Origin of the sequence: Azoarcus taiwanensis, from assembly GCF_012910885.1 — a bacterium.
GTDB lineage: Bacteria > Pseudomonadota > Gammaproteobacteria > Burkholderiales > Rhodocyclaceae > Azoarcus_F > Azoarcus_F taiwanensis.
In genome coordinates this window covers 1-427 of record NZ_WTVM01000310.1, presented here as the reverse complement: position 1 = coordinate 427, position 427 = coordinate 1, and the positions used below count along the sequence as shown (strand labels likewise).

Here is a 427-nt window from a genome sequence, read left to right as displayed (position 1 = left end):
CTTCAGTACGGTTATTTAATAATGCTTTGTGAGCAGCCTGATCTAAATGATCTTTGTAGCCTTCAACTAATGTCGCACTATAGAATTCACCAACTGAACCTGAGCCATAACTGAATAAACCGATTGTTTCACCAGCTTGTAAATCACGATTTTCAAGTAATGAAATTAGGCTTAAATATAGTGATCCAGTATAAATGTTACCGACATAACGGTTATAATCTACAGCATCTTCATATCCTGAACGTAAACGCTCTTGAGTTGTTTCATCAGCGTTATCAATGATTGACTCTAATGCCTTTTTACCCATTTTTGTAAATGGAACATGGAAGCATAGAGATGCGAAGTCAGCTAGCGACTTACCTTGACGTTTTGCGTATTCATTCCAGCTTTGTTGGAATGAGCGGATATAAGCATCTTTAGATAATGC

Annotated in this window: 1 protein-coding gene; it reads right to left on the bottom strand. The window is 37.0% G+C overall.

Features of this window, described 5'->3' with window-relative positions:
• Positions 1 to 427: hydroxymethylglutaryl-CoA synthase (locus tag GPA21_RS20485; protein ID WP_281355981.1), on the bottom strand; the 427-nt coding region annotated here is incomplete at both ends.